The organism is Vibrio sp. EA2, assembly GCF_033042495.1.
Lineage (GTDB): Bacteria > Pseudomonadota > Gammaproteobacteria > Enterobacterales > Vibrionaceae > Vibrio.
The window spans coordinates 39,560-62,889 of the sequence record NZ_JAWLID010000008.1; the positions used below are offsets into that span (position 1 = coordinate 39,560).

Annotated in this window: 17 protein-coding genes; 10 read left to right on the forward strand and 7 right to left on the reverse strand. The window is 43.2% G+C overall.

Annotated features, from left to right (window positions below; all coding sequences use genetic code 11):
- Positions 1-389 precede the first annotated feature (389 nt).
- From iolD to RXX31_RS16195, 4 genes are all read right to left on the reverse strand, one after another.
- Positions 390-2,321, reverse strand: a complete 1,932-nt coding sequence (gene iolD, locus RXX31_RS16180) for a 3D-(3,5/4)-trihydroxycyclohexane-1,2-dione acylhydrolase (decyclizing) (protein WP_317590627.1) — start codon at positions 2,319-2,321, stop codon at positions 390-392.
- Between the two features lie 568 nt (positions 2,322-2,889).
- Positions 2,890-5,586, reverse strand: coding sequence for a bifunctional acetaldehyde-CoA/alcohol dehydrogenase (gene adhE, locus RXX31_RS16185; RefSeq protein WP_317590629.1), 2,697 nt, complete (start codon positions 5,584-5,586; stop codon positions 2,890-2,892).
- Between the two features lie 449 nt (positions 5,587-6,035).
- A complete protein-coding gene (locus RXX31_RS16190; protein WP_317590631.1) occupies positions 6,036-7,943 on the reverse strand; it encodes a bifunctional 5-dehydro-2-deoxygluconokinase/5-dehydro-2-deoxyphosphogluconate aldolase in 1,908 nt (635 codons plus the stop codon).
- A gap of 336 nt (positions 7,944-8,279) precedes the next feature.
- Positions 8,280-8,552: a hypothetical protein gene (locus RXX31_RS16195; protein ID WP_317590633.1), complete on the reverse strand. Its 273-nt coding sequence runs from the start codon at positions 8,550-8,552 to the stop codon at positions 8,280-8,282.
- A 367-nt stretch (positions 8,553-8,919) separates the two neighbouring features.
- Here RXX31_RS16195 and RXX31_RS16200 point away from each other — a divergent pair, with 367 nt between their 5' ends.
- Positions 8,920-9,927, forward strand: coding sequence for a LacI family DNA-binding transcriptional regulator (locus RXX31_RS16200; RefSeq protein ID WP_317590634.1), 1,008 nt, complete (start codon positions 8,920-8,922; stop codon positions 9,925-9,927).
- Positions 9,928-9,993: 66 nt separating this feature from the next.
- Here RXX31_RS16200 and RXX31_RS16205 read toward each other — a convergent pair whose 3' ends face one another.
- Positions 9,994-10,899 carry a sugar phosphate isomerase/epimerase gene (locus RXX31_RS16205; RefSeq protein ID WP_317590636.1) on the reverse strand — a complete coding sequence of 302 codons (906 nt, stop codon included), beginning with the start codon at positions 10,897-10,899 and terminating at the stop codon, positions 9,994-9,996.
- Between the two features lie 124 nt (positions 10,900-11,023).
- Positions 11,024-12,499, reverse strand: a complete 1,476-nt coding sequence (locus tag RXX31_RS16210; RefSeq protein ID WP_317590637.1) for a sugar porter family MFS transporter — start codon at positions 12,497-12,499, stop codon at positions 11,024-11,026.
- A 1,024-nt stretch (positions 12,500-13,523) separates the two neighbouring features.
- Here RXX31_RS16210 and iolB point away from each other — a divergent pair.
- The 3 genes from iolB (at position 13,524) to RXX31_RS16225 (ending at position 16,417) form a co-directional block, all read left to right on the forward strand.
- The gene (iolB, locus tag RXX31_RS16215) at positions 13,524-14,348 is read left to right on the forward strand and encodes a 5-deoxy-glucuronate isomerase (protein ID WP_317590638.1); all 825 of its coding nucleotides are present in this window, start codon (positions 13,524-13,526) and stop codon (positions 14,346-14,348) included.
- A 117-nt stretch (positions 14,349-14,465) separates the two neighbouring features.
- Positions 14,466-15,920, forward strand: coding sequence for an NAD-dependent succinate-semialdehyde dehydrogenase (locus tag RXX31_RS16220; RefSeq protein WP_317590640.1), 1,455 nt, complete (start codon positions 14,466-14,468; stop codon positions 15,918-15,920).
- Between the two features lie 41 nt (positions 15,921-15,961).
- The gene (locus tag RXX31_RS16225) at positions 15,962-16,417 is read left to right on the forward strand and encodes a methylglyoxal synthase (protein ID WP_317590641.1); all 456 of its coding nucleotides are present in this window, start codon (positions 15,962-15,964) and stop codon (positions 16,415-16,417) included.
- Positions 16,418-16,687: 270 nt separating this feature from the next.
- On the opposite strand, the gene RXX31_RS16230 is transcribed toward RXX31_RS16225, so the two are convergent.
- On the reverse strand, positions 16,688-18,067 hold the full coding sequence (locus tag RXX31_RS16230) for a GntP family permease (protein ID WP_317590643.1): 1,380 nt from the start codon (positions 18,065-18,067) through the stop codon (positions 16,688-16,690).
- Positions 18,068-18,347: 280 nt separating this feature from the next.
- Here RXX31_RS16230 and RXX31_RS16235 point away from each other — a divergent pair, with 280 nt between their 5' ends.
- The 6 genes from RXX31_RS16235 (at position 18,348) to RXX31_RS16260 (ending at position 23,205) form a co-directional block, all read left to right on the forward strand.
- Entirely contained in the window at positions 18,348-19,517 is a 1,170-nt protein-coding gene (locus RXX31_RS16235; protein WP_317590644.1) for an iron-containing alcohol dehydrogenase, read from the forward strand.
- A 564-nt stretch (positions 19,518-20,081) separates the two neighbouring features.
- Positions 20,082-20,243: a hypothetical protein gene (locus tag RXX31_RS16240; protein WP_317590645.1), complete on the forward strand. Its 162-nt coding sequence runs from the start codon at positions 20,082-20,084 to the stop codon at positions 20,241-20,243.
- Between the two features lie 11 nt (positions 20,244-20,254).
- Complete coding sequence (locus RXX31_RS16245) at positions 20,255-20,416, forward strand: hypothetical protein (RefSeq protein ID WP_317590647.1); 162 nt, start codon at positions 20,255-20,257, stop codon at positions 20,414-20,416.
- 10 nt (positions 20,417-20,426) lie between these two features.
- A complete protein-coding gene (locus RXX31_RS16250; protein WP_317590648.1) occupies positions 20,427-20,591 on the forward strand; it encodes a hypothetical protein in 165 nt (54 codons plus the stop codon).
- A 10-nt stretch (positions 20,592-20,601) separates the two neighbouring features.
- A complete protein-coding gene (locus RXX31_RS16255; protein WP_317590650.1) occupies positions 20,602-20,820 on the forward strand; it encodes a hypothetical protein in 219 nt (72 codons plus the stop codon).
- 870 nt (positions 20,821-21,690) lie between these two features.
- Positions 21,691-23,205, forward strand: coding sequence for a CoA-acylating methylmalonate-semialdehyde dehydrogenase (locus RXX31_RS16260; RefSeq protein ID WP_317590652.1), 1,515 nt, complete (start codon positions 21,691-21,693; stop codon positions 23,203-23,205).
- The last annotated feature ends 125 nt before the right edge of the window (positions 23,206-23,330 follow it).

Genomic DNA, 23,330 nt, shown 5'->3' on the forward strand with positions numbered 1-23,330 from the left:
CTAGGATGGTTCCAATGCTAAAGTTTTTGTGTCTGCGTTAAGGCAATGCCCATATGCGTTTCACGTTTCAATAAAACCTTTATACGGAATATTTGTTTCATTTTCAATTTAAAGTGGGATATTTGATTCGTTTTGTGATCAAGTCGGAAAATAAATTTCAAATGTTATTGGAAGTTGAAAAAATGGATTCGTGCAGCTGAAAGATAGGGTTTAAGTGCTGGTGGCTCTTTCTAGCCAAGACGATATTTCGAACTACGACAAATAAAAAAGCCCGTCTCAGGAGTCACGCTGGACGGGCAAACCGCTCGATTAAACTTATTGTTAGTATTTATCCTGAGCTCAGGGTGAGGAAGTGAGTGAGACTTTATTTACCCCGAGCTCTGGATCGTTTAGTACTGACGCGCTTTTTTCAATTTCTCTACGTTTTCCAGAGCTTTAGCTTCAATCTCTGGTTTCGCAGCGACTTGAGCCGTACCACAGCGCCACCATGACTCGTAGTCGTTTGTCATGGTTTTTGGTAGCACTTTTATATCAATCAGGGTTGATACGGTTTGCTGTTTTGCATCGGCCAATGCGGCGATGAGCTCTTCTTCAGTATGTACTCGGTAGGCTTTACAACCGTAACTCTCTGCGTTTTTTGCAAAATCAACAGGCACTAATCCACCGCTCATCTTGCCTGTTTTCGGGTCTTTGAAACGGTTTTCGGTGCCGAAGCTGCCCATTTTATGGTTCATCTGCAAGTTATTGATACAGCCAAATGCCGCGTTATCAAACAAGAGTACGTTGATTTTCACCCCTTCTTGAATCGATGTTTGTAGCTCTGAATGCAGCATCATGTAGGAACCGTCACCGACCATGGTATAAACAGGTTGCTCTGGATTCGCAATTTTTGCACCAATCGACGCGGCCACTTCGTAACCCATGCATGAATAGCCATACTCCATGTGGTAAGTGTCCGGACGTTTTGGTCGCCAAACACGCTGCAGATCGCCAGGGAGTGAACCAGCTGCACCGACAATAATGGCATCCGGTTCAAGATGTTCATCTAGCAAGCCTAGTACGCGAGTTTGGGCTAAGTCGGTATTAAGTGCTTCACGGTATTCCGCCAACTCATCATCAAAGTGACCACCGATTTCCGGAACGAAACCTTCGCCTATTTGAACATTGAATAAGCGGGTTAGTTCTTTGTCCCAAGCTTGTTTCGCAGCTTTAATTTCGTCGCTGTAGCCACTCACATAGCCAAGTTGAGCTAACTTTTCACCGATTGCTTCAAGAGCGATATGGGCGTCAGCGACAACCGAAGTTGCATCTAATTTGCTTGCATCAAACTCAGAGACGTTGATAGTTAAGAAATCCACATCTGGGTTCTGGAATAGTGATTTAGAACATGTGGTGAAATCGGTAAAGCGAGTACCCACACCAATTACTAAGTCTGTATCACGCGCAATTCGGTTAGCAGCAAGACAACCTGTGGTACCTACGCCACCCAAGTTAAGTTCGTGGTCGTGGACAATCGCACTCTTACCCGCTTGAGTTTCACCGAAAGGAATATTGTGTCGCTCAGCAAACTGACGGAATGCATCGTGTGCTTCTGAATAACGTACGCCACCACCACAAATAAGCATCGGTTTCTTCTTGCTCTTAATTAGAGCAACCGCGTCATCAATCATTGGGTTAGTCGCTGGACGACGTTCAATGCGGTGTACGCGTTTTTTGAAGAAGTACTCTGGGAAGTCGTAAGCTTCACCCTGCACATCTTGTGGTAAACAAATCGTGACTGCGCCAGTGTCGGCTGGATCCGTCAATACACGCATCGCGTTGACCATTGCAGACATCAGTTGCTCTGGGCGAGTAATGCGATCCCAGTAACGTGAAACGGGTTTGAAGCAGTCGTTGGTGCTGATTGATGCATCGTGATACTGCTCAACTTGCTGTAGAACAGGATCTGGCTGACGAGTCGCGTATGTATCTCCCGGTAGGAAAAGCACTGGGATGCGGTTCGCTGTTGCTGTCGCTGCTGCTGTTACCATGTTTGCTGCGCCAGGGCCGACAGAAGAGGTGACGGCATAGATCTTTTTGCGCTTGTTTTGTTTCGCGTAACCCATCGCGATATGAGCCATACCTTGTTCGTTACAACCCTGGTATACCTCGAGTGAGCCAGCGTCTTCTTCTAGTGCTTGTCCCAGGCCGACAACATTGCCATGACCAAAGATGGTAAAGATGCCATGAATAAACTTATGTTCTATTCCATCGAACTCAACATACTGTTGATTCATAAACTTAACCAGCGCTTGTGCGGTTGTCATTTTAATCGTGTTCATAACCACTTTACTCCAGATAATTTAGTCGACAGCAGGTGAGACGAAACTTGTGACCTGATGCCTTGCTAGCATATTAAATCTAATGATTTAGATATTATGGAACATTTATTTCATTGCAATGTTTTTCTGAAATGTTGTTAGCTTTTGTGATCCTGATTAGATTGTGGCGTGTTGATTCACTAAAAACAAAATAATGGTGTGATGGATGATACTTTTTGCAAAATTGCGAAATTTTCATTTCATTAGATAAAAGAGAGTGAAAATTTGCATTTGCCAACTTCTTGCCGTTAGAGCGTGTGAAAAATCGATCTCCTAAGGCATTAATAAAGTCGATTGAAGCCGTTAAAAAGTTACATTAAAAGCGACGACAATAGTGTCATGTATCAAGGCATCGATTTTTAATGAGATAGGTAACGTATAGGTGTGGTGGACATTTAGAAGCAAGCGATGATGTACATTGATAAGAATGTTTGGTGGAGCTGTGACGTATCAGAGAGACCACTTTGATGGAGAGTATGTAGCCGGAGGCTAACGCCCCCTCCGACGTAGAGGAGGCGTGTTTTGGTGGCTATGCCAACGCAGCTTTGCTGGTTGCTTTTACGTTACGCTTTGCGGGTTTCTTTTCGGCCTCTTTATCGGTCACGCCGTTTTCTGTCTCTGACTCGGTATAAGCGCGTCCGTAGAAAGAGTCTTTGAGAATTGCTCTTAACTCACCAATGAGTGGGTAGCGAGGGTTGGCACCAGTACATTGGTCATCGAATGCCTCTATCGCTAGCTGTTCGACCTTATTCAGGAAGTCGGCTTCATTAATCCCAGCCGCTTGAATAGACATTGGGATGTCTAGGTTAGCTTTTAGCTCATCCATCCATGCTAGTAGACGTTCAATCTTCTGAGCAGTGCGGTCACCAGCTTGGCTTAGGCCTAGGTGGTCAGCAACTTCAGCGTAACGACGACGTGCTTGTGGACGGTCGTATTGAGAGAACGCAGTTTGTTTAGTTGGGTTATCGTTCGCGTTGTAACGTACAACGTTAGAGATAAGCAGTGCGTTAGCCAAACCGTGTGGTACGTGGAACTCAGCACCCAGTTTGTGCGCCATTGAGTGACATACACCTAGGAATGCGTTCGCAAACGCCACACCAGCGATAGTTGCTGCGTTGTGTACTTTCTCACGAGCGATTGGGTCGTTTGCACCGTTCGCGTAGCTAGATGGTAGGTACTCTTTTAGCATCTTAAGTGCTTGTAGAGCTTGGCCATCTGAGTATTCGTTCGCAAGAACTGATACGTAAGCTTCCAGAGCGTGAGTTACTGCATCGTAACCACCGAACGCGGTTAGAGACTTAGGCATGTTCATAACAAGGTTCGCATCAACGATAGCCATGTTAGGAGTTAGCTCGTAATCAGCCAGTGGGTATTTAGCGCCAGTCTTGTCGTCAGTAACAACCGCGAATGGTGTCACTTCTGAACCAGTACCTGAAGTCGTAGTGATACAAACAAGCTCAGCTTTTTGACCCATTTTAGGGAACTTGTAGATACGTTTACGGATGTCCATAAAGCGCATTGCTAGTTCTTCGAAGTGCGTTTCTGGGTGCTCGTACATTACCCACATGATTTTCGCAGCATCCATCGGTGAACCACCACCTAGTGCTAGGATCACGTCTGGTTGGTAGCTCGCCATTTGAGCGGCACCTTTTTCTACTACAGATAGCGTTGGGTCAGCTTCAACGTCGAAGAACGTTTGAACTTCCATGCCTTGTGCTTTCAGTAGTTTCACTACGTCATCTGCGTAACCGTTGTTGAATAGGAAACGGTCAGTTACAAGGAATGCGCGTTTTTTACCTTCTAGGTCGCCAAGCGCGATTGGAAGGCTACCACGACGGAAGTAGATTGACTTAGGTAGTTTGTGCCACAACATGTTTTCAGCTCGCTTCGCAACAGTTTTCTTGTTGATTAGGTGTTTAGGACCTACGTTCTCAGAGATAGAGTTACCACCCCATGAACCACAACCTAGCGTTAGAGAAGGTGCAACGTTGAAGTTGTACAAGTCACCGATACCACCGTGAGTAGTCGGGATGTTGATTAGGATACGAGCTGTTTTTAGCTTGTCGCCGAAGTAACGGATGCGGTCTGCGTTAACGTCTTGGTTAGTGTATAGACCAGAAGTGTGGCCGATACCGCCGATTTCAACCATAGTTACCGCTTGAGCAACCGCGTCTTCAAAGCTGTCTGCTTTAAACATACCTAGACATGGAGATAGTTTCTCGTGTGCGAATTCGTCTTCGTAAGCAACTTTGCCCAGACCTTCACCGATAAGAACTTTAGTGTCTGCAGGAACTTTAACACCTGCCATTTCAGCGATAGCTGCTGCTGGCTGACCAACGATTTTCGCGTTTAGCGCACCGTCGATAAGAATTGTTTTACGAACTTTATCAGCGTCAGCTTTGCTTAGTACGTGAGCTTTGTGAGAAGCGAAACGCTCTTTCACTTCGTCGTATACGTCTTTATGAACGATTACAGCCTGCTCTGAAGCACAAACAACACCGTTATCGAATGTTTTTGACATAAGAACAGAAGCAACCGCACGTTTGATGTCAGCCGTTTCGTCGATAACAACTGGAACGTTACCTGCACCTACACCGATTGCTGGCTTACCAGAAGAGTATGCCGCTTTAACCATGCCTGGACCACCAGTTGCTAGGATAAGTGCAATACCTTCGTGCTTCATTAGCGCGTTTGAAAGCTCAACTGAAGGCTGGTCAATCCAACCGATGATGTCTTTTGGTGCGCCAGCTGCTACTGCTGCATCTAGAACCAGTTTAGCCGCATCGTTAGTTGAGTTTTTCGCACGTGGGTGTGGTGAGAAGATGATACCGTTACGAGTCTTCAGAGAGATTAGAGATTTGAAGATCGCTGTAGATGTTGGGTTAGTGGTTGGAACGATACCGCAGATGATGCCTACAGGCTCAGCGATAGTCATTGTACCTAGGTTGTCATCCTCTTCCAGGACGCCACAGGTTTTTTCGTCTTTGTATTTGTTGTAGATAAACTCAGAAGCGAAGTGGTTCTTGATTACTTTATCTTCAACAATACCCATACCAGATTCTTCAACCGCTTGCTGCGCTAGAGGAATACGAGCTTGGTTAGCTGCAAGAGAAGCGGCACGGAAGATTTTGTCTACTTGCTCCTGAGAGTAAGTAGAGAACTCTTCTTGCGCTTTCTTAACGCGAGTGACGAGGGCATCTAGTTCTTTAATATTAGTGACTGGCATAGATTACTCCAATAATTTAAGGTTTCATTTCTAAGAATCATGTGACCGGCCCGAACTTAAACATTCAGACCTCGTTAATTCATTGTTTAATTCAGAAAAATAAATAATTAAAATAAGAAAGTTTCTGTTTGTTTAATTATTTTACCCATACGGAATTTGCCTTGTTTTCACAGAGGTTATGGGGTGATCAATATTCACGGTTTACAGGAAAACGAATGTACAATTTTACTAAGCTTATGAAGCCTTATGCTTTAAATGTGCTGAAGGGTAGGGTTTGCACATTAAATATCATAATAACAATGGCTTAAGCTTGTAAAAGTTCAGGCGCGCCTCGTGCTGAGTAGTCTGAGTTGCACACCTGTTTTCCCACTTACTTGTTCAATTCTTTTTCGCTCTAGCTGTTTGGATAAGATGATGTGCAATATTAGGGCACATCATCTTCAGGAATATTATCTTCTGTTTTTCCAAAGGTGGATTATTTCTAGGTAATTTGATTTTATTTTGTTAATAAACGCGTGGTCATTAATATTTCCAGACAACCATTCTTTAGATGGTTCACCAAATATAGTTCGGCCAACCATAAAACCTTTAACTAAGTCGTGGCCAGTTGTTTGGTCAAAGCCTTTTTTAAGCTCTTCTACAGGGGCATCCAGACCGAGAATCACCACACCACGACAATATGGATCTTGATCGATGATTAAGCTGTTCATCGTGTTCCATGAATCGCTTTCAAGTGCCGGTAATTTCCACCAATCTGGCTTAATGCCCAAAGAGTAAAAGCGGATTACAGCTTCAATGTATAAGCGATCTTCTTTCACTACACCGTCAGGCAGGATGACTTCGAGTAGCAGTTCATGTCCAGACTTAAGACAGGCGTGGTACGCTTCTGCTATTTTCTTCTCTTGCAGAGTGCGCATGCTTTCATCGTCTTCCGGGCTGTAGAACACCAGGCATTTCACCACATGCTCTAAAGGCCAGTCGATCAGTTGCGATCCAATGTTGCCGTGTTCGAACTCTAGAGGGCGAGAGCCAGGCATTTCGATTGGACGACCGATCCACCAATTGTCACCCGTTACGTCATTAAGCACATCCTGACCGAAGGTGCTATCACAAAGGAGTCCTGACTGACCTTTTAAACCGGCTTCTCTACTTACCTGACGACTCGCTTCGAGAATGAGCTTTTTCAGCGCTGGAATTTTTCCAACATCTGCACCGACTTCTTTCGCCATATCGACCAATTGGCTGCGATGATCAAACGCTAATATACATAATTCGTCCCATGCCCCTGTTTTACGTGTCGTTACTCTGTGCAAGTGGTTAAGCTGAGGATCTAAATCAGGGCGCTTAACATCGTTAGCGCGAGTTAAATAGTTGTCTAACTCGACTTTGGTTGGCATTGCGGGAGCACAGCCATGACGAGATACCACCAGTGCGCCACAAGCGTTGGCATAAGTGCACGCTTTTTCCCATCCTTCACCGTTGAGATAGCCACGAAGAAGACCAGACATGAATGCGTCACCAGCGCCAAGCACGTTCAACACATCCACACGCACACCGTGTACAGTAATGCCTTCATCCAGAGTTTCTGGGATTGAATCCGTGTAGACAGAACAACCAAGAGCACCGCGTTTACAAACCAATTCTGCGCCAGAAACCTTACGTACGGCTTTGAGTGCTTCAACGGTATCTGTAGAGCCGCCACAAATGTGGAACTCTTCTTCTGTTCCGACAATTACATCGAATAACCCCAAAACGTCTTGCAGTTCTTCCGTCACTTTATCTGATGCGATAAAACGGGTTTCACCGTCACCCAGTGAAGTTAGGCCCCACAGCACAGGACGATAATCAATATCAAGCGCGGTTTTAACTCCGTTACGGCGGGCATATTCAAGTGCAGTTAAAACAGCGTCGCGCGTTTTTGGGTTTGATAAGTGCGTACCAGTGATAGCGAGACAGCGCGCTGATGCGATGTACTCTTCTGTAAAGTCCTGTTTGCTGATTGCCATGTCAGCGCAGTTTTCACGGTAGAAGATAAGTGGAAAGGTGTCTTCGTCTTTGATGCCTAAAATGACTAGGCCAGTAAGACGTTCTTTATCGGTAATAAGGTGGCTGGTGTCGCAACCCACTTTTTCCAGCTCTTCACGTAAGAAACGTCCCATATGTTCATCGCCAACGCGGGCAAGCATTGAAGATTTAAGGCCTTGAACGGTAGTTCCATAAGCAACGTTACCTGAAGAGCCACCGAGATACTTGGCGAACGTACCCATATCTTCTAAGCGAGAGCCGACTTGTTGGCCGTAAAGGTCAACAGCGATTCGTCCCATACAAATCAGGTCTAATTTCTTTTCAGTTTTCACTTTGAGCCTCTCACGGTATCGCGTTAACAAGCGAACTGCTTTAAATTTGTGGAATTTTTATTTCATTACTAATTGTAAGTGAAATTAAACTCCTATTGTGTGATGGGTGTTGAATTCACAAATTATATGATGAAATTTTTATTCCATATCGTACAAATAGGTTGGAGTAGAGATTGGTTCACTACTTTCTGCCAGCTAGGGAAGGGGACCAAATGAGTGCTCGAAACCCTCTTACGCAAAAATGGAGCAACTCGTATGAGCTACTCCATTCGATGTCATTTCATTCAGTGTGTTTCTTGGGCTTCGATAGCTTAGCACCTAAACAGAGAATAGCGATTACTGGCTGATTGTTGCTTTCAAAGCGTCGATAGAGGTTTCAACACCAGCATCCACTGTCATGGTCAGGTCTTCCATCTCTAGTGATACATCACCGTTGTAGCCCATCATATGACACACAGAGAAAAACTCTTTCCACCACTGAAGATCTTGACCACAACCTACTGCAACGTAGTTCCAGGTGCGGTCTGCACTGTCTTCAACTGGGCGTGGCTCCAGTAGGCCATCAATGTCAGCTAGACCACGTTCGATACGAGCATCTTTACCGTGCACGTGGTAGATACAGCCTTTTAGCGTGAGAGCTGCTGTAATTGAGATAGTACAAGGAATGAGCAAGTGTGATGGGGTAGCTCATTTGCTCAATGCGTTAGGAATTTTAACCAGTGTTGATGCATTCCATAGCATAGAGTTAAGAAGCGCTTCTCACGCAATTTGCTGAGTATCACATTTTTACAGTGAGCATCGCAGCAAGTCCAAAATACAAACGGGAAAATGGTTGGTTTTGAAGTCAATAATCAAATATATCGATTAATCAGAGAACAAGTGATACTCTGTGGTATTACGTGATTTGATATGGTCACTGGGCCATGATTATATTTTAATTCTGTGAAAATAAGCCGTCGATGTAAATATTGAGCCAATGAAAGAAAAAGTCACAAAAAATATTACAGCTCGTGATGTGGCAAAACTTGCCGGTGTATCGAAATGGACTGTTTCCCGAGCATTTACTCAGGGTTCTTCAATTTCTGATTCGAGTTTGAATAAAGTTCTACAAGCAGCTGATGAACTTGGTTACAAACCTAACTTACTTGCAAGAAGCTTGGCAAAAAACAAAACGAATATGGTTGCCATACTTATTTCAGAGTTAGGTTCTCCTGTTGTATTGACTGTTTTTGATGAACTCACATCAAAATTACAAAATAAAGGGTTAATTCCGATTGTTCTCAATGTTCATTCCAAAAAAGACTATCAGAACGCTCTCACATTAGCAGGTCAGCTGCAAGTCGACGGTATCATCTTTCTTGGTACAGACTTACCCCAAGAAATCGTTGAAAAAAATATTGAGCATATCCCTCTCATTTCACTTTATCGTCATTGTGATACGCCAAACGTTCACTCTGTCAGTACTGATGGCATATCAGCGGGTCAGCAAGTGGCCAATCTTTTTATGAAATTAGGTTATAAAAGAATGGCTTACATGTCTGGCCCAGAACAAAAATCAACAGGGTTGCTACGCTTTCAAGGTTTTAGCAGTCAACTTTCTGAGTGTGATATACCACTCGAGCACAGATTTAATATCAAACACTATGCCAGAGACCTCGCATTTAATTGCCTTTCTGACTACATAAAAACAACCGATGTTAATCAGAGAGTTGACGCTATTTTTTGTGAGAATGATATTTTAGCCATAGGTGCTTTGGATGCATTACATCACCACAAAATTGATAACACCATTGCTATTGTAGGATTTGACGATATAGATCTAGCGTCATCCCCTAAATATAGACTCACAACATTCAGGCAGGAACTCATCCCTTTGGTTAGTAAATCTGTTGAACTACTTAATTCTGATATTAATAGTAACAACAAAATACTTATGCCTGGAACGCTAATAACACGTCAATCACATTTAATAAATCGACAATAATAATATTCTAATGGTACGGGACAAATAATATTTCCCCGTACCTAGATAATAGTTAGAACTATTATATTATCGAAGTAAGAATTCTCTTTCTAAACGCTCTCTTGCCGCTGGAGCTTGCACGTCCATCTTTTCTGGGAATCCAAAATAAGAAACACAAGCAATTGAATCACCACCGACTGCGAATTTCTTATTCGCAAAATCCATATCTCTTAGTGTTGAGAACATAGTATCGAAATCTACATCGCCTTCACCCATCGCTAAGTGCTGGTGGATAGCGACATCGCTACGGCCTTGATTGTTCAACCAAGGAGGGTTAGCGATATAACGACAATCCAATGTTTGGTTGAAGGTATCCGCAAACAATACATGAGAAAGATCGTCACCTGCATACTCTAACATTGAGCGAACGTCACCTTTGCCTTGATCATAGAAGAAACCGTGAGGCGCAGAGTATACGTACTTTAGATTGTCCGAACGGTAGGACTTAACTAGGTCACACGTTTCATTATTCAGTTCACAGAAATCCCATGGATGCGATTGCACTTCGACACGAATGCCTTCTCTTTCGAATAGAGGTAGTAATTCATCCATAGAGCGGAACCACATTCCGTTACAGATTTCTTGTTGGTTGGGATCGCCAGCCAGCTCTGTGTTGATTACTTCTACACCCATGTTAACAGCGATTTCTACGATTTTTTTCCAGTTTGCTACTGCATGTTTACGTCGTTCTTCAGTTGGGCCTGACCAACGATAAACAACGATAAAAGAAGAGAGTTCAACGCCAGCCTGACGTAGGGCAGTTTTGTATTCTCTTTCACACTCACGAGAAAATAGTGGGTGCTTGTAGAACGGGTTGATACGTGGGTGAGGTGATTGCTCGATATACTTGTAACCCCAATCTGCAACTTTGTGCACCATATCCGGGATACTCATTTGTTTTGCTAGTACATCAACGTCGAATGCGATTTTCATAAAAACCTCCAAAAAAGTATACGCCAATAAACCTATTAATGACTTCACGTTTAATAGTTAGTGAATCTGGTAATTTGTAGCCTTGTTTTAAGCATCGACTTCAAATTACCAGTAGTTTGACCTATTAAGCGGTTACGTTGACCTTTTTAGACTGTTTTCTATTCCAGTTAGCCATAACATGCTCTTCCATTTTCTCTAGTGCCACACCATTGGTTTCTGGTAGGTAGCGACTTACGAAGAAATAAGAAGCAATCATGAAGAAAGCGAATACCCACATAGGGAATGCGCCACGGAACATCTCATTGAGTAACGGGCTGTCGTTCATTACTGGGAAAACAAGGCCAATCAGGAAGTTACTCACCCACAGACTACCAACCGCAAACGACATACCAAGACCACGGTAGCGGTTAGGGAAGATTTCAGATACTACAATCCAAGCCCCCAAGCTCCATGAGAATGCAAAACAAATCATAAAGACCATCATGCCAAAGAGTGTCCAATAACCCATTTGGATTGCTGCTTCACCCTGCAGGCCTGCTGACTGGTAAATAAAGTAAGAGGTTAAAATAAGTCCAAATGTGGCACCGACAGAACCAATTCTCAACAATGGTTTACGTCCAACTTTGTCCATTAGCAGTGAACCAATGAAAGTACCCACTAACTGAATAACACCAACCCAAATTGTTAGGAAGAGTGCAACTTGGCTGTCTCCGGTTACTTTTTCAAGTACGACCGGAGCGAAGTACATCATTACGTTTACGCCACTAGCTTGCTGGAAGATAACAATCGCGGCTGCAATGTAAACGAATATCCAGAAACGGCGCTCTTTATGAACGTGGAGTTTTGCAACTTTAGCCTGATTTTTTTGCTCTTCGTGGATAGAGTCATGAATTGATTTTATAACAGTAGGTGCGTATGAAGGGTTGAAGATCTTACCTGTAACTCGTAGTGCTTCTTCTTCACGGCCAACTAGTACTAGCCAGCGAGGTGACTCAGGAATGAAGAATGATGCAAGTACAAATAGCGCACATGGGATAGCTTCAGAACCAATCATGATACGCCAGCCTACATCAACCAGCCATTCGTGAGTCATGCCTTGAGCGATTAAGAAGTTAACAACAAAGATAACCACTTGACCGAATACGATGGCAAAGTTTTGCGAACTTAACGCACGACCACGGATTTTCTTCGGCGACACTTCTGACATGTACATTGGTGATACAGAAGAGGCAATACCGACGGCCAGTCCGCCGATCAAACGAAATACAATAAACCAAAAGAACGTGTCAACAACAGCTGCACCAATTGCGGAAACTGTGAATAGAAAAGCGGATAAAATTAATGCTTTTTTACGACCATACCTGTCAGCGATTTTTCCCGATAAAAATGCACCGATGATACAACCAATGGCAACGTTTGACACAGCCCAGCCAACGCCGATGGAGCTCAACTCAAAGTAGGTAGCAATCGGGGAGATTGCACCAGAAATTACTGCAGTGTCGTAACCTAGTAATAAGCCACCTAAAGCCGCTACGGCACAGATGACGAGGATATAGCGCAAATTATAGCTTGTATCTACAGGTTGTGGATTAGTGGACATAAATCCTCCTAAATTAATATTATTTTTATGTGTAGGGCAACAGAATTGGTTTTTGCAACCGAGTGCATTTCACTGCGCCTGGATACACTTGGGTATTACTTATTATTAGTTTCTAATACATTAATTATAGGTGAGCGCCAGTGGGGTAATTTACACGTTTGATGTGCTCATTGCCTATACCTATAGCTCCAACACCAATTGGGTCTATCTTTAAATCAGTAGTGTTTAACGACATGATATTCATCCTTAATTAAGTTTTCTGAGGGCGGTGATCTTTGCTTCACCATTCAAACTTTGATTAATGAGTCGATCAGTAACCAACTCACTGCACGATTACCTGGATACAAATATATCACTCGAGCTAATAGGCAAATGTGAAGTAGAACCTAAAATGAAATTTTTGTTTTATGTTTGGATATGCATGAATTTTAAATTTCATTACATTCGTAGCGTAGAAATTTAAACGTATTACTAAGAGTGACGGGCGTTGTCGAGGCAATCAGAGTAATGGGGGAGGGTCTTCTCATCAATAAACCATCTGTTCAAAATGTGATCTTAAACTGAAAAGAGAGTAAGAAAATTCTGATTGTGTGCCCTTTCTATTAATCACCCTATTGCGTAATGGTGCTTTAGGTTTAGGATTTTGAGTTTTTAGTATGTATAGGTGAGAGAGATGATTATTTCCGGTTCTAATGGCAGCACACATAAGGCGCTATTTAGCGACACTTCACTATAGTTTACTTAAATTACACAGGAGCGATGGAGTAGGCAGGGCTGTAATACTACTTGTGACCCGTCCTCTAATTATGAAAACTATATTTCATATATTGTCATAGTGACGGGATGAACATCATTTTGTGATCTAAGTCCAGTTGTGAAGGGAAAAATCTTAAAGAAGACTCTACATAAGGGTATTAGCCGATCTTTATCATTGTTTTTGAAATCTTCATTTCATATTATGGGTCAAATTGAAATGTAAAGCCCATTTGGGAAGTGCACATTAATACGCATAAGGAACAGTTGAATGTCTAATCTACTATCGAAATATCAAGCGTCTCCATCTGACGGTTGTACTCAAAACATTACCCCAGAAAATGCTGATTGGGGATATGTTGGATTTAAAGCTTATGAGTTAAAAGCAGGTGAAAGCCTTTCTCTGCCAGCTTCAGAAGTAGAGACTTGCCTGGTACTGGTTGCTGGCAAGGCAACAGTGGTGACAGACTCGGCAACATACGAGAATATTGGTGATCGCATGTGTCCATTTGAGCGCAAAAAACCTTATGCAGTTTATGTGACACCAAGTGATAACTGTGAAGTGCAGGCGTTAACCGATATTGAGCTGGCAGTGTGTACCTCTCCAGGTAAAGGCACATACCCAACGCGATTGATCGCGCCGGAAAATATTGATGCTGAAGCGAGAGGCGTTGGTAACAATAAACGCTATGTTCACAATATCCTTCCAGATTATGCAGAGGCAGATACACTGCTGGTTGTTGAAGTTTACACCGATGAAGGCTGCACAAGTTCATTCCCGAGTCACAAACACGATACCGCAAACGAGCCTAATGAGACTTACCTTGAGGAAACTTATTACCACCGACTAAACCCAGAGCAAGGGTTTGTTCTACAACGTGTTTATACCGATGACCGTTCTCTTGATGAGTGTATGGCCGCATACAACAAAGACGTAGTAAAAGCACCGAAAGGATACCATCCTGTTGCAACCATTGCGGGATATGACAGCTACTACCTCAATGTTATGGCAGGCCCTTCCCGCAAATGGTTATTTACCTGGGAAGAAGATCACAATTGGGTTAATGGCCCGGAGTACAAAGCAAAACATGCTTAATCTGCAACAGAGCAGGGCCTATTTGTTTCGACTAAAATTCCACTGCGAAGGATAAGTTCGCCTTAGAAGCCATGATTTTTCATGGCTTCTTTTTTCTTACCATTCAGAGGTGACACTATGAAGCTATCGAATCCAAACTTATATAAACAACAATGCTTTATAAACGGGAAATGGCTCAGCGCTGAAAACGGTGAGACCAGTGATGTTCTCAACCCTTTTGATAACACCATTATTGGTTCGGTTCCTAAAATGGGTAGAAGTGAAACGTCAGAGGCGATTAAATCGGCTCAAGTGGCGTTTAAGTTATGGAAAATTACACTAGCTGGTGAACGTTCACTGCTGTTAAAAAAATGGTACCAACTTATCGTTGAGAACATAGACGATCTCGCTACGATCATTACCACTGAATTAGGCAAGCCTTTTGAGGAAGCAAAAGGTGAGGTGATGTACGCAGCCAGCTTTGTTGAGTGGTTTGCTGAGGAAGCCAAGCGAGCATATGGCGAAATTGTTCCAACTCATCGCAGTGATTCTCGTATCGTAACCACACAAGAGCCGATAGGCGTGGTTGCTGCGATTACTCCCTGGAACTTCCCTATTGCTATGATTACCCGCAAATGTGCCCCAGCATTTGCGGCTGGTTGCACCGTCGTACTGAAGCCTGCGCCGGAGACTCCTTTTACCGCACTAGCACTAGCAGAGCTTGCAAAGCAAGCAGGCTTTCCTGATGGTGTATTGTCTGTTGTGACCGGGGATGCGATAGAGATAGGGAAGGAACTTACAGAAAATAAGCGGGTGAAGAAGGTTTCGTTTACTGGCTCAACACGTGTCGGGAAAATACTGATGCAGCAATCGGCAGCATCGATAAAAAAATTGTCTCTCGAGTTGGGTGGTAATGCGCCTTTCATCGTGTTTGACGATGCTGATTTAGATGCCGCAGTTGAAGGCACTATGATCGCTAAGTTCCGTAATGCTGGGCAAACCTGCGTGTGTGCCAACCGTATTTATGTACACGATTCAGTCTATGATACCTTTGCTCAAAAACTCATCGAACGTGTTTCCAAACTAAAAGTAGGAAACGGTTTTGAGAAAGAGACAATGATCGGTCCACTTATCAATCACAGTGCTGTAGATAAAGTTAAGAGCCATATTGAGGATGCGGTATCAAAAGGGGCAGAGGTTGGTTATGGTACGGAGAGCCATCCACTTGGTAATAATTTTGTAATTCCCCATGTTCTTCTGAATGTCACCGATGAAATGTTGGTTTCACAAGAAGAAACGTTCGGCCCGGTAGCTCCGTTGTTTCGCTTTGACTCGGAAGAAGAAGTGATCTCTCGTGCTAATGACACCGATTTTGGATTGAGTGCTTACCTCTATACTGAGTCTCACTCTCGAGTTTGGCGAGTAAGTGAAGCACTAGAAGCTGGTATTGTGGGAGTAAATCAGGGGTTGATTTCGACCCCGGTCGCACCTTTTGGTGGGGTCAAAGAGTCGGGGTTAGGTCGTGAGGGCTCGCATATGGGCTTAACCGAGTTTATGGAAGTTAAGTACATTTTGATGGGCGGGCTGAACTAACGCCTGTTTCACTTTCCTTTTATTATCAGAAGAGCACTCTTATGGAAACAACAACTCGAATCATACCTGCGAGAAAACATATTGCGTTAGTTGCACATGATAACTGCAAGGCCCAGCTTTTAAAGTGGGTTGGTGGAAAACAAAATCAGCTAAAATCTCACACACTTTATGCCACCGGCACTACGGGTCATATGATCCAGAAAAATACCGATTTAACCATCAACAGCATGATCAGCGGCCCAATGGGTGGCGATCAGCAAATAGGTAGCCTAATATCGCAAGGCAGCCTGGATATGTTGATCTTCTTTTGGGATCCTTTGAACTCCGTTCCTCACGATCCAGATGTTAAGGCATTACTCCGCATCGCTAGTGTATGGAATATTCCCGTTGCGACAAACCAGGCAACAGCGGACTTTCTGTTTGCTTCCGAATTCATGTCGCGAGAAGTGGAAATTGACATTCCTGATTATGAAAAGTATTTGAGTAACCGAACCTAGTCACTTCCCTCAATCCTGAAAAAGAAACCGTCCATGGGGCTATTGGAAAAACCGATTGCCCCATGCAGAGCGGCCCTCTTCTCTTAAGTTAAATAGCCTTTCAAGTGATTCTTTAGCTAAGAATAAACCGCTCATCATCCGTTGATATAGAACGACACCGCGTTGTTGATAATGGTATGGGAGGAAACGAAAAAAAGCAGAGTACGGATACTCTGCTTTAAGGGAAATGAACGACTCTCGAAATGTATCTATATCGGTGACTAGGGTGATTTACACCACGCCCATGGACGCGAAAATCAACACGACACCAGTCGCAACCATAGGAATCGCCAGAGTACAGACAAAAATATCTTTGTATGAATCACGGTGAGTCATTCCACAAATCCCAAGTAGGGTAATAACCGCGCCATTATGAGGGAGTGAATCTAACCCTCCACAAGCTATCGAGGCGATTCGGTGTAAAGACTCCAGACTAATGCCTAACTCCAGTGCTTTTTGAATATACACTTGACCAAGAGCGTCCAAAGCAATACTCAGACCGCCGGATGCAGATCCGGTTATCCCAGCGAGCAAACTGGTCGACATAGCAAAGGATAGAAGCGGAGTTCCTGGTATCGAAAGTATGCCTTCTTTTACTAACTCAAAAGAGGACAGTGATTTGATTACATTACCAAACCCAACTGCTGCAGCGGTATTCATGATTGGCATGATAGAGCTCTCACCGCCTTCGTTAAGAGAGAAGCGAATGTCCTTCATGTATTTCTTAAATAATAAAAGTGCGACAACAATAGCGGTGGTTAGGGCGATGATAAGACTCCACATACCATTTACTTTTTGCAGCGTTGTATCGTAGTTAACAAGGTAACTGGTATCGACACTTGGGAAATAGAAAGTCACGATCAGAAAGTTTAAAACCAGAACGATAAGAATTGGGATAAAGGCCAGAGTCGCAGAAGGAATGTTATTATTCTCATCGCTTTCATCACTTTCTGATTCATCGTGAATGCCATAACCTTCACCATTTGTTCGGGCGACAGCTTCTCGGCGTTTCAGCCATAGCATGCCCAAGCCAAACATGGCGGCGGCGCCGACTAACCCAAGACCTGGCGCAGCGTATGCTGTGGTACCGAAAAAAGGCATCGCGATGGTATTTTGGATTTGTGGTGAGCCTGGTAAAGCGGTCATGGTAAATGTGAAGGAACCGAGCGCAATCGTGCCAGGAATCAGGCGCTTAGGCACATTACTGTCTTTAAATATCTGTGCTGCAATAGGGTATACTGCAAATACAACCACAAACATCGACACACCGCCGTAGGTCAAAACCGATACGGCGAGTACCACGGCTAAGATCGCATTATTACTTCCCACCTTATTAACAATGACTTTAGCGATTGATTTTGCAGCACCAGAGTCATCCATTACTTTGCCGAAAATCGCCCCAAGTAAGAACGCCGGAAAATAGAGTTTTACGTAGTTCGCTGCACTTAACATGAAGACTTCTGTATAACTCGCCATCATGTAGGTCCCGGCAGAAAACAGAGCAGCAACTAATGCCAAAATAGGCGCTAACCAAATGACTGACATTCCTCGGTACGCGAGGTACATCAACAAAACTAACGACAGCAATATGCCCAATATTCCAACGTCCACGGTAATCTCCAATATGTAATCAAATTTAATTTCCAAAATGTTTCGAAATTGAAACACTCATTTCATTACAAATAAAGAGAAAGATGGCTTCTAAGAAGGTAAATCAGCATATATATTGATCAAAGACAGTAAAATGGTAGGTTGGGTGAATTTCAAACGTTCATTCCTCACATAAAATGAAAAATTCATTTCACTATGTCCATTTCGAGTGGTACGTTTAAGGACAAGTATTTCATATACTCTTAGACTTCACGATCAATGTAATGATTAAGGAAATAGAATGAGCGCACGAATCGTATTACCAAGGATTATGCATGTAGGCAAAGGGGCATCACTTCAAGCTTCGGACGTAATGGCAAGCTTAGGTGCATCACGACCGTTAATTGTCACCGATAAAATGATGGTTCAGCTAGGTTATGTAGAAAAAGTTTCAGAAGCGCTGATGGCCGAGGGCATCGAGGCTTCCGTATTTTCTGATACGATCCCAGAGCCTACAGTGAGTTCAATCGACGCTGGTGTAAAAATGGTGCGTGAAGGCGGATTTGACTCCATTATTGCTATCGGTGGGGGTAGCCCAATCGATAGTGCTAAAGCTATCTCGATAGTTGGTAAATTTGGTGGACAAGTACGCGATTACAAATTCCCGCGTGATGTTAGCGAAGCTGGTCTTCCTATTATTGCCATTCCAACGACTGCCGGTACTGGTTCAGAGGTCACTCGCTTTACGGTAATTACAGATGATCTGCACGACGAAAAAATGCTGTGTTCTGGCCTTGGGTTTATGCCTATCGCCGCATTAGTGGATTACGAACTGACCATGTCACTTCCGCCACGTGTCACAGCTGACTGTGGTCTGGATGCGTTGACACACGCTATTGAAGCTTATGTTAGTCAAAAAGCGAATCAGTTCTCTGACACTCAAGCGCTGATTGCGATGGAAAAAATTGGCAAGAGTATTCGTCAGGCTTATCACAATCCGAAAGATGAGGGCGCTCGCTCTGATATGATGTTTGGCGCAACCTTGGCTGGTGTGGCATTTTCTAACGCATCGGTTGCATTGGTACACGGCATGAGCCGACCTATTGGTGCATTTTTCCATGTGCCTCATGGCCTATCCAACGCGATGTTGCTACCCGCTATTACCGAGTTTTCTATCCCTAGCGCTGAAAAACGTTATGCGGAGTGTGCTCGCGCTATTGGTGTTGCCTCTCTCTCTGACACTAATGCGATTGCATGTAAGAAGTTAGTCAGTGAACTGCGTGCATTAAATACGGAACTATCCGTTCCTACGCCGTCTCAATATGGTATTGATAAAGAGCGTTTCTTTGAGCTTCTATCGACCATGGCACAACAAGCACTGGATTCTGGTTCTCCTGGCAATAACCCTCGTGTTCCTTCTTTAGAAGAAACTATCGAGCTTTACAAAACAGTTTGGAACGAAGGCGAATAACGCTCCTGTAGTGGCTTATTACATCCCCCCTCATTAAGCCACGCTTTTTCTTTGTATTATTTACTGCGCTCTTCTTTATCGGCTTCCCGGTTCGAAGAGCGTTTTTTTTATTTGAGGTTGGCTGGAATTTCATGGCTCAACCTAATGTTGCTTGGACACTGAAAATTGACCATTCACTCAACGGTGTTTCTATCTGTGGGCAGATGATGCCCGTATCCCTCCTTGTTCATTTATTGACAAACTTTTTAGCTCAGTTCTCTGAATTACTCAATGTTCTTTTATTACAGAAAGGTTTTTCCCGCAGGTTTTTTCTTATCTGTCGCCTATAGTGGTCATTGTTCTGTCTGAAATAACGCATTACTTCCCTTGTCTTTAGCACCATGACACATAGTGTGCGAAGGTTTCATTCAGGATAATCAAACAATTTCAATCGATTACGAGGCATGAGAGAAATATTCATTTTATTTTGTTTAAATATTAAAATATCTATTGCATTTTGTGTGACCTAGATCTATATTTACACCCGTTGATGTAGGAAACTTACAAACATTTGGAGAATAAATTATGTACGCAGCAATCGCATATAACACTTACTACATGGTTAAAGACGCACGCGAGAATCAAGTCGCAGCAGAAGTAGAAACAATGAAAGAAACAAAGCGTTTTTCACTGAAAGCATTTTTCAACAACGCAGCACCAAAATCTCAAACAACTCAAACGGTATAAAGGAGACCGATATGTACGGATCAATCGCATACAACACTTACTACATGGTTAAAGACGCTCGCGAGAATCAAGTCGCAGCAGAAGTAGAAGCCATGAAAGAGAAAAAGCGTTTTTCATTTAAAGCACTTTTCAACAAAACAGTATTAGAACCACAAACAACTCAAACAGTATAAGGATAACGATATGTACGCAGCACTCGCATATAACACTTATTACATGGTTAAAGACGCTCGCGAAAATCAAGTCGTTGCAGGCGTAGAAGTCGTGAAGACAGAGAAGAAGCGTTTTTCACTTAAAGCACTTTTGAACAAAGCAGTACCAGAACCACAAACAACCCAACCTCTATAAGGATAATGAAATGTACGGAGCAATCGCTTATAACGCGTATTACATGGTAAAAGACGCGGAAGAAAACCCAGAAACAAATACCATTAAGGCGAAAGCAAACCAAAAGCCTTTAAAGCTTATCATCAACGAGTTTATACAAAACAAAGTGCCTGTATTGGCTAATAGTAACAGTAGTGATTTCTATTTACTGCTACTTCTATTGACATCATTTACAGTACTTCATGTATAAAAGGCTTTGAAAACAGCTGATTAAGTAATTTTTAATCCAGAGGTCATGAACAAACATACCTCATATGATTTCAGCAGTTTAAACATAAGCCGTAATACTACGTGGGAATAGTGAAAAGTTGAGTAGTCTACCCGACTAGGGTGTTAAGACGAGCCTCAAAGCTGGTGGCACTATGACCGAGAGATAACATTGACAGGCAGGTAAATTAAGACACCAATATTCGTGTTGATGATTAACCTAAATTACCACCACGTGAAAGCAGCAGGGTAGAATAGTGGCAGAGTCCACTATGAAAACTGGATGTACTTCGAGATTGCCTTTAGCCTCTCTCATCCCAAAACATGACTCGCCAGAGTCTGTTCATTCCAAATTTAATCAAGGACGTTCCTGCTGTCAGTTGTTGCAGAGAACATCAACCTTTCAGACACAACATCATTATTCTTAATTTCTAAACTCCAATTACTTAACGATTTTGTCCGCGTCACTCCACGATCCTTACCGAGACTAGGAATCTGCTCGCTGCGCACTGAGCAGGAACAGAAATAACTTTGACTATAAAGTGCACGTAAAGTAGCGCCTGACTCTCACTCCTTCGTCTCTGCTCAGAAGGACCAGAGACTTAAATATGCTGTTTCTTGGTAACCGATGTTGCTTTTTGTGATCTGGATTTTCAAAATTGTAAATTATATTTTTCATTATCATTGAAAATGAAATATTAATTTCATACAATGATTTCGTTCGATAACGAAAAGCAAACTTGTCATCAATAAGTGAAGATCAAATTGACGCTAGGAACTGCTTTTTATAACAGAAATCGCCATAACTACGTGCGAAACAAGTCGCTCAGTCAGTCTAAAATAGGAGTTGGTCATGGAGACTATTCATAACTATATCGGTGGAAGCATTCAGGAAAGCCAAAGCGGCAAATTTGCTCCAGTATTTAACCCTGCTACTGGTGAACAAATTCGCCAGGTCGTTCTTAGCTCAAAGAGTGAAACGGAACTGGCAATTGAATCTGCTTCAAAGGCATTTCCTGCATGGTCGAAAAAGTCACCACTAAAACGTGCTCGAATCCTATTTAAGTTCAAAGAGTTAATGGAAGCTAACATGGACAAGCTTGCCAAAACGATTTCTACTGAGCACGGTAAGGTTTACTCAGATGCCATGGGTGAACTAACTCGAGGCCTGGAAGTTGTTGAGTTTGCTTGTGGTATTCCGCACCTTCAGAAAGGTGAGCATTCTGCTAATGTGGGTACGGGTGTCGACAGCCATTCTCTAATGCAGCCACTAGGCGTTTGTGCGGGTATTACCCCATTTAACTTCCCGGCGATGGTTTCAATGTGGATGTTCCCTATTGCACTTGCGACTGGTAACACATTTGTTCTAAAACCGTCAGAAAAGGATCCAACAACCTCTTTGGTTCTGGCAGAGCTGCTTTCTGAAGCGGGTCTTCCTGACGGCGTGTTTAATGTAGTGAATGGCGATAAAGAGTCGGTAGATGTACTACTAACGGATCCACGTGTTCAAGCGGTTAGCTTTGTTGGCTCAACACCAATTGCTGAGTACATTTACTCAACGGCATCAGCACATGGTAAACGTTGTCAGGCTTTAGGCGGCGCTAAAAACCACTGTATCTTAATGCCAGATGCAGATTTGGATATGGCAACGAATGCAATTATCGGTGCAGCATTTGGTGCGGCTGGTGAGCGTTGTATGGCTCTTTCAGTGGCAGTAGTCGTTGGTGACGAAACTGCGGATCACCTTATCGATAAACTGCGTACCGGCGTTGACAAAATGACCATTGGCCCTGGCATTGTCGAAGGCAAAGAAAATGATATGGGGCCGGTAATTTCTCAAATTCATAAAGAGAAAATCATTGGTTACATCGACTCTGGCGTAGAGCAAGGTGCTGATCTTCTTATCGATGGTCGTTCACTAAGTGTTGAAGGTTATGAAAGTGGATACTTTGTAGGACCAACGCTATTCGATAACGTATCACCTGACATGACTATCTATAAAGAAGAGATCTTTGGCCCTGTTCTTGCGATTGTTCGCGTACCAGATTTCGAAACCGCTATTCAACTGGTTAATCGTCATGAATATGGCAATGGTACGGCAATCTTCACTCGTGATGGCGAAACAGCACGTCAGTTTAGTGAAAATGTGCAGGCTGGTATGGTAGGTATCAACATCCCAATCCCAGTACCAATGGCATTCCACAGCTTTGGTGGTTGGAAACGATCTGTTTTCGGTCCATTAAATGTGCACGGCAATGACGGCGTTCGTTTCTACACAAGAATGAAAACTGTATCTAGCCGTTGGCCTGCAAGCGATGTGCGCCTGGAACAGCACTCAAGCTCATTTAATATGCCAACATTAGGCTAATCAAACTTTTTAACCGTTTTGGCAGGGCATGGTAGGGGCCCTGATGGGTAAGCGCGTGGCAGAGCGCGCTGCCTTTTTTCTATATTTTTGCTGGCGAATCGCCAGCTTTTTTTATTAAAAGATTC